Below are 7,266 nucleotides of genomic sequence, written 5' to 3' on the forward strand. Positions count from 1 at the left end.
CGGGTGCTGATCGCGGCGGCCAGCGCCACCAGGCCTGAAGGACACGGCCGCCGCGATCAGCACCCGCATCCGGGAGGTTCCCCGGCGGGCGGCGAGGAGCGCGCCGACCAGGGAGCCGACGGCCATCAGGGTGTTGAAGAGGCTGTAGGAGCCCGCGCCCGCGTGGAAGACGTCGTCGGCGAAGGCGGTGAGGTAGACGGGGAAGTTGAAGCCGAAGGTGCCGATGAAGCCGACCAGGACGATCGGCCAGATCAGGTCCGGGCGTCCGGCGACGTAGTGCAGGCCCTCCCGCAGCTGGCCCTTGCCGCGCGGGGCGCGCTGGACGGCGTGCAGTTCGCGGCCGCCCATCAGCAGGAGTCCGGCGATGGGCGCGACGAAGGAGAGGCCGTTGGCGAGGAACGCCCAGCCGGTGCCGACGCCTGTGATCATCAGGCCGGCGACGGCGGGGCCGACGAGGCGCGCGGACTGGAAGTTGGCGGAGTTGAGGCTGACGGCGTTCTGGAGCTGGTCCGGGCCGACCATCTCGGAGACGAAGGACTGGCGGGCCGGGTTGTCCAGGACGGTCGCGAGTCCGACGGCGAAGGCGGCGACGTAGACGTGCCAGACCTCGACGCGGCCGGAGAGGGTGAGCAGCGCGAGCACGATCCCGGTGGCGCCCATGGCCACCTGGGTGAAGAGAAGGATGCGGCGCTTGGGCAGGCGGTCGACGAGGACGCCGCCGTAGAGACCGAACAGGAGCATCGGCAGGAACTGGAGGGCCGTCGTGATGCCGACGGCGGTGGCGGAGCCGGTGAGGCTGAGCACGAGCCAGTCCTGGGCGATGCGCTGCATCCAGGTGCCGATGTTGGAGACGACCTGGCCGGCGAAGAACAGGCGGTAGTTCCTGATCTTGAGCGAGCTGAACATCGAGGACCTGCGGGTTCCCCCCGGCGGGCCGGGAGGAGAGTCGTGGGTGGTCGGTGCGGGGGCGGAGTCTGCTCCGGGTCCCGTACTCAAAAGGGTCGCCTCCTCGATAGTGCCTACAGGTGTGCGAGCTTCTCCAGGACGGGGGCGGCGGCACGCAGCTTCGCCCACTCGTCCTCGTCGAGACCGTCGACCAGGGTGGCCAGGAAGGCGTTCCGCTTGGCGCGGCTCTCCGCGAGCATGGCCTCGGCCTGCTCGGTCTTGGTGACGACCTTCTGGCGGCGGTCCTCGGGATGGGGCTCCAGCCGGACCAGTTCCTTGGCCTCCAGGAGCGCCACGATGCGGGTCATCGACGGCGGCTGTACGTGTTCCTTGCGGGCCAGCTCACCCGGGGTGGCGCTGCCGCACAGGGAAAGGGTGCCCAGCACCGACATCTCGGTGGGGCTCAGCGACTCGTCGACGCGCTGGTGCTTGAGCCGACGGGACAGCCGCATCACGGCGGAGCGCAGGGAGTTCACGGCGGCAACGTCGTCGCCATGTGTTAGGTCCGGCATGTATTTAGAGCAACTCATTACCCTAGCTAAAGACCAACCGGGGGGCGCCTGCTTCCCGTGACGCGCGCCACTGAACCGCCACACCCCCCGAATGTCACTCGTACGGGTGGTACAGGTGCGGAACGTCACCCGCCGACCGGGACCGTGCCGCGACCCTCGTAGCCATGGGGACCGATGTGCTCAGCCTGCGGATAGACCACGAACTGCTGGAGCGGCTCCGGCACCATGCCGCCAAAAGGGGAATGAGCGTCCAGGACTATGTCGTCCAGACGCTCATTCGCGATGACTTCGACGAGCGGTTCCAGACCGCGGTCGAGGAGACGGAGAAGTTCTACGGCCTCACCTGAGCCGCGTGACACGGTTCGGGTGAGGCCGCAGGACGGCCGGCTCGGGTGAGGCCGTAGAACGGCCGGCTCAGGTGAGGCCGCAGGACGGCCGGATCAGGTCAGCCCAGGGAGGGCCGGCCGGCGCGGGCTCAGGTCAGGCCCAGGGCCGGCATCAGGTAGTAGAAGGCGAACACGGCCGAGACCACGTACATCGGGACCGGGACCTCGCGGCCTCGGCCGGCCGCCAGGCGCAGGACCGCGAAGGTGATGAAGCCCATGCCGATGCCGTTGGTGATCGAGTAGGTGAACGGCATCATCACCATCGTGATGAAGGCCGGGATCGCGATCGTGTGGTCGGCCCAGTCGATCTCCTTGACCGAACCGGCCAGGATCAGGAAGCCGACCGCGAGCAGGGCGGGGGTGGCCGCCTGGGACGGGACCATCGTGGCGACCGGGGTCAGGAACAGGGCGAGAGTGAAGAGACCGCCGGTGACGAGGTTCGCGAAGCCGGTGCGGGCGCCCTCGCCGACGCCGGCCGTGGACTCCACGAAGGCGGTGGTGGCGGAGGAGGAGCTGGCGCCACCGGCAGCGACGGCGAGACCGTCGACGAAGAGGACCTTGTTGATGCCGGGCATCTGGCCCTGCGCGTCGGTCAGCTTGGCCTCGTCGCTGACGCCCATGATCGTGCCCATCGCGTCGAAGAAGCACGACAGCAGCACGGTGAAGACGAAGAGCACGCCGGTCAGTACGCCGACCTTGTCGAAGCCGCCGAAGAGGCTGAACTCGCCGATCAGGCCGAAGTCGGGAGTGGCGACGGGGTTGCCGGGCCACTCCGGGGTGGTCAGACCCCAGGACGGCACGGTGGCGACGGCGTTGATGATCAGCGCGAGGGCGGTCGTCGCGACGATCGAGATGAGGATCGCGCCGGGCACCTTGCGCACGATCAGGGCGAGCGTCAGCAGCGCGCCGAGGACGAAGACGAGAACCGGCCAGCCGTTGAGGTGACCGTCGCCGCCGAGCTGGAGCGGGACGGTGGTCTGGGCGACGTCCGGGATGCGGGTGACGAAGCCGGAGTCGACGAGGCCGATCAGCATGATGAAGAGGCCGATACCGATGCTGATGGCCTTGCGCAGGCCGAAGGGCACGGCGTTCATGACGCGCTCGCGCAGACCGGTCGCCACCAGCAGCATGACCACGAGACCGGCGAGGACGACCATGCCCATCGCGTCCGGCCAGGCCATCCGGGGGGCGAGCTGGAGCGCGACGACCGAGTTGACGCCGAGGCCGGCGGCCAGCGCGATCGGCACGTTGCCGATGACGCCCATCAGCAGCGTCGTGAACGCGGCCGTCACACAGGTGGCGGTGACGAGCTGGCCGTTGTCGAGCTGGTGCCCGTACATGTCCTTGGCGCTGCCCAGGATGATCGGGTTCAGCACGATGATGTAGGCCATCGCGAAGAAGGTGGCGAAGCCGCCCCGGATCTCCCTGGGGAGCGTGCTGCCCCGCTCGGAGATGCGGAAGAAGCGGTCGAGCGCGCCGTACGCGGACGTGCCGCCCGGTTCTTCGGGCGCGGGAACCTTGGCGGGGGCCGAGGTGGACATGGGGAACCTCATCACCGGGCGGACATCCCCCATGCCGCTTGGTGCTTCCTACGAATGAATATGGTCAAAGGCAAACCGTTTCAGTATGAACACATAAATCGGGTAGCACCATCTCCGCGCGTAGACCTGATCGCCTCGTAGGCTGTCCCCCATGGCGAAGTGGACCCCCAAGCACGAGGCGCCGGAGCCCCTGGAGGGCCCCGTGGTCGCCACCATCACCGGCGGCACGATCCTCTGGTTCGCCCTCTTCCTCGTCCAGCTGCCCTTCTACGGCTGGTTCGACGATCACGGCCACCTGTGGTGGCTCTGGACCTGCCTCGCGGGCGGCGGTCTCGGATTCATCGGCATCTGGTACGTCCGCAAGCGCGACGCGGCGATCAAGCGGGGCGACTCCGGGGAGGGCTAGCCGCCGGGAAGAGCCGGACGCCGGGGTCGGCTCCGGGGAGGACTAGCCGCCAGGTAGTACCGGCGCACGACCGCCGTCCTCCCCAGGTCGGATCTTCCGGGCCTCCGGCGGGTGAACGCCCCCATCCGCACGTACCGTCGATTCCATGACCCATACCGACGCCGCCGCCACCGCGCCGGCCCCCACGGCGACCGGGCTCACCTCCGCCGAGGTCGCGGAGCGCGTGGCGCGCGGTCAGGTCAACGACGTACCCGTCCGCAGCAGCCGCTCGGTCGGCGAGATCGTCCGGGCGAACGTCTTCACCCGGTTCAACGCGATCATCGGCGTCCTCTGGGTGATCATGCTGTTCGTGGCGCCCTTCCAGGACAGCCTCTTCGGGTACGTCATCCTCGCCAACACCGGCATCGGCATCATCCAGGAGTGGCGGGCGAAGAAGACCCTCGACTCCCTCGCCGTCATCGGCGAGGCCCGCCCCACCGTCCGGCGCGACGGGGTCGCCGTGACGGTCGGCACCTCCTCCCTCGTCCTGGACGACCTCATCGAGATCGGACCCGGCGACAAGATCGTCGTGGACGGGGTGTGCGTCGAGGCGGACGGCCTGGAGATCGACGAGTCGCTGCTCACCGGGGAGGCCGACCCCGTCGTCAAACGCCCCGGCGACGAGGTCATGTCCGGCAGCTTCGTGGTGGCGGGCGGCGGCGCCTTCCGGGCCACCAAGGTCGGGCGCGAGGCGTACGCCGCCCAGCTCGCCGAGGAGGCGTCCCGCTTCACGCTCGTCCACTCCGAGCTGCGCACCGGCATCTCCACGATCCTCAAGTACGTGACGTGGATGATGGTCCCGGCCGCGATCGGCCTGGTCATCACCCAGCTGTTCGTCAAGGACAACGACCTCAAGGACTCGATCGCGCGGACCGTCGGCGGGATCGTGCCGATGGTCCCCGAGGGCCTCGTCCTGCTGACCTCCGTCGCCTTCGCCATCGGCGTGATCCGGCTCGGCCGCAAGCAGTGCCTCGTCCAGGAACTGCCGGCCATCGAGGGCCTCGCCCGCGTCGACACCGTCTGCCTGGACAAGACCGGCACCCTCACCGAGGGCGGCATGGACGTCACCGAGGTCCATCCGCTGGACGGCAGCGACGCCGGGTACGTACACAAGGTGCTCGGCGCGCTCGGCGCGTCCGACCCGCGGCCCAACACCTCCCTCCAGGCGATCATCGACGCCTACCCGGACGCCGACGACTGGCGCTGCACCGAGGCCCTGCCCTTTTCCTCCGCCCGCAAGTACAGCGGCGCCGCCTTCAACGAGGGCGACGGCGAGAGCAGTACGTGGCTGCTCGGCGCCCCCGACGTCCTCCTCGCCGCCGACGACCCCGCCCTCGCCGAGACCGAGCGGCTCAACGAGCAGGGCCTGCGGGTACTGCTCCTCACCCGCGCCCTGCGTACCCTCGACGACCCCGAGCCGGCCCGCGGCGCCCGCCCCGCCGCCCTGGTCGTCCTGGAACAGCGGCTGCGCCCCGACGCGGCCGACACCCTGCGCTACTTCGCCGAGCAGGACGTCCGCGCCAAGGTCATCTCCGGTGACAACGCGGTGTCCGTGGGCGCTGTGGCCGCCAAGCTGGGCCTGGACGGCCGTACGGTGGACGCGCGCGGGCTGCCCGCCGAGCGGGACGCGATGGGCGTGGCGCTCGACGAGGGCACGGTGTTCGGGCGGGTCACCCCGCAGCAGAAGCGGGACATGGTCGGCGCCCTCCAGTCACGCGGGCACACCGTCGCGATGACCGGCGACGGCGTCAACGACGTCCTCGCGCTGAAGGACGCGGACATCGGCGTGGCGATGGGCTCGGGCTCGGAGGCCACCCGCGCGGTAGCCCAGATCGTGCTGCTGAACAACAGCTTCGCCACGCTGCCGTCGGTGGTGGCGGAGGGCCGGCGGGTCATCGGCAACATCACGCGGGTGGCCACGCTGTTCCTGGTGAAGACCGTGTACTCGGTGCTGCTCGCGCTGCTGGTGGTGTGCTGGCAGGTGGAGTACCCGTTCCTCCCCCGCCACCTCACCCTGCTGTCGACGCTGACGATCGGCGTCCCGGCGTTCTTCCTCGCCCTCGCCCCCAACAAGGAACGCGCGCGGCCCCACTTCGTGCGGCGGGTGATGCGGTACTCGATCCCGGGCGGGGTGCTGGCCGCCGTGGCGACCTTCACGACGTACCTGATCGCCCGGCACCACTACTCGGGCGAGGGTGCGCTGGAGGCCGAGACGAGCGCGGCGACGCTGACCCTGTTCCTGATCTCGATGTGGGTGCTGGTGATCATCGCCCGGCCCTACACCTGGTGGCGGGTCCTGCTGGTGGTGTCCATGGGCTCGGCCTTCGTGGTCGTGCTGGTGGTGCCGTGGCTCCAGGACTTCTTCGCGCTGAAGCTGATCGGCATGACGATGCCGTGGATCGCGGTGGGCGTCGCGGCGGTCGCGGCGGCCGTCCTGGAGTTCCTGTGGCGGAGGGTCGACCGCATGGGGACCTCTTAGGGCCTCTCGTTCGGATCAGGCCGGCCGGCCATGGGAAAGGCCCGGTACCCGCTGGCTGCGGGGGCCGGGCCGTTCATGACGAGTCCCTGCGGGCTCGGTGGGGTCAGCGCACGTCGATGTAGTCGCCCGTGGCGTTGACCGCCGGGGTGGTCGAGGTGCCGGCGAAGCTGTAGCGGAAGTAGCCGTCCGCGGTCGCCTTGACGGTCGTCTTCAGGGCGCCCGTCGTGGACGTCTTGATGGTCTTGACCGTGGTGTAGGCGGTGGTGCCCGCCTTGCGGAACTGGAGCTTCACCGGCTGGGTGGAGTACCCGGCGTAGGTGTTGCTGTCCCAGTTGGCGCGGGAGAGCTTGCCCGTGACGGTGATGGTGGCGCCCTTGCGGACCGGCTCCGGGGTGGCGTTGGCGGTCAGCTTGGAGGCGCGCAGGAGCTTGATGGTGCCGAAGCCGCCCTTGGTGGTGAAGCCGCTGTCGCCGACGGCGAGGGCGCCGATGTTCCAGGTGCCGGCGTCGGAGTTGACGAGGTCGTCGTAGTCCTCGGACTCGGCGGGCCGGAACTGGATCTTGGCCGTGCACTTGAGGACCGTGGAGGAGGCGGCCGTGCAGGTGCCGGGGTTGTCACCGGCGATGATCCGGCTCTGCACGGTGAGCGTGCTGCCGCGGTAGAGGACCGGGCCGCTGTCGAAGGAGGCGGCGCTCAGATTCGCGGGCTTGGTCACCGTGTAGCTCGCCGAGACCGTGACCTTGGCGGTGGGACCGATGACGACGGCCTTGCTGTTGACCTTCACGTTGGAGAAGGTGACGGCGGGGCCTGCCGGGGCGGCCTGCGCGGTCGGCACGGCGAGGGCCGAGAGGGCGACGGCGCCGATGACGGCGGCGACGGTGGTGGTGGCGCGTACGCGCATGAAGGTTCCTCGGAGAGCGAGAGATGTGGCGTGTGAGGGGGCGTGAGGAGAGGCCCG

7 protein-coding genes are annotated in these 7,266 nt (G+C 69.8%); 3 read left to right on the forward strand and 4 right to left on the reverse strand.

Annotated features, from left to right (window positions below):
* Positions 1 to 996, reverse strand: a 996-nt coding sequence (locus tag BZL64_RS12950; protein WP_107430283.1) for an MFS transporter, incomplete at its 3' end; no start/stop codon positions are given.
* Between the two features lie 23 nt (positions 997 to 1,019).
* Positions 1,020 to 1,457 (reverse strand): MarR family winged helix-turn-helix transcriptional regulator, encoded by a 438-nt coding sequence (locus BZL64_RS12955; protein WP_086769244.1) that lies wholly within the window; start codon positions 1,455 to 1,457, stop codon positions 1,020 to 1,022.
* Positions 1,458 to 1,621: 164 nt separating this feature from the next.
* Here BZL64_RS12955 and BZL64_RS12960 point away from each other — a divergent pair, with 164 nt between their 5' ends.
* Positions 1,622 to 1,804: a ribbon-helix-helix protein, CopG family gene (locus tag BZL64_RS12960; protein ID WP_086769246.1), complete on the forward strand. Its 183-nt coding sequence runs from the start codon at positions 1,622 to 1,624 to the stop codon at positions 1,802 to 1,804.
* A 128-nt stretch (positions 1,805 to 1,932) separates the two neighbouring features.
* Here the strand turns inward: BZL64_RS12960 and BZL64_RS12965 are convergent, their stop codons facing one another.
* Positions 1,933 to 3,384, reverse strand: a complete 1,452-nt coding sequence (locus BZL64_RS12965) for an NCS2 family permease (RefSeq protein WP_086769248.1) — start codon at positions 3,382 to 3,384, stop codon at positions 1,933 to 1,935.
* A gap of 151 nt (positions 3,385 to 3,535) precedes the next feature.
* Here BZL64_RS12965 and BZL64_RS12970 point away from each other — a divergent pair, with 151 nt between their 5' ends.
* Both BZL64_RS12970 and BZL64_RS12975 read left to right on the forward strand, forming a co-directional pair.
* Positions 3,536 to 3,790 (forward strand): DUF2530 domain-containing protein, encoded by a 255-nt coding sequence (locus BZL64_RS12970; protein WP_086769250.1) that lies wholly within the window; start codon positions 3,536 to 3,538, stop codon positions 3,788 to 3,790.
* Positions 3,791 to 3,935: 145 nt separating this feature from the next.
* Positions 3,936 to 6,308 (forward strand): HAD-IC family P-type ATPase, encoded by a 2,373-nt coding sequence (locus BZL64_RS12975; RefSeq protein WP_086769252.1) that lies wholly within the window; start codon positions 3,936 to 3,938, stop codon positions 6,306 to 6,308.
* 103 nt (positions 6,309 to 6,411) lie between these two features.
* Here BZL64_RS12975 and BZL64_RS12980 read toward each other — a convergent pair whose 3' ends face one another.
* On the reverse strand, positions 6,412 to 7,209 hold the full coding sequence (locus BZL64_RS12980; protein ID WP_086769254.1) for a hypothetical protein: 798 nt from the start codon (positions 7,207 to 7,209) through the stop codon (positions 6,412 to 6,414).
* Positions 7,210 to 7,266: the final 57 nt, after the last annotated feature.

Source organism: Streptomyces bobili (assembly GCF_002154575.1).
GTDB classification, from domain to species: Bacteria; Actinomycetota; Actinomycetes; order Streptomycetales; family Streptomycetaceae; genus Streptomyces; species Streptomyces bobili.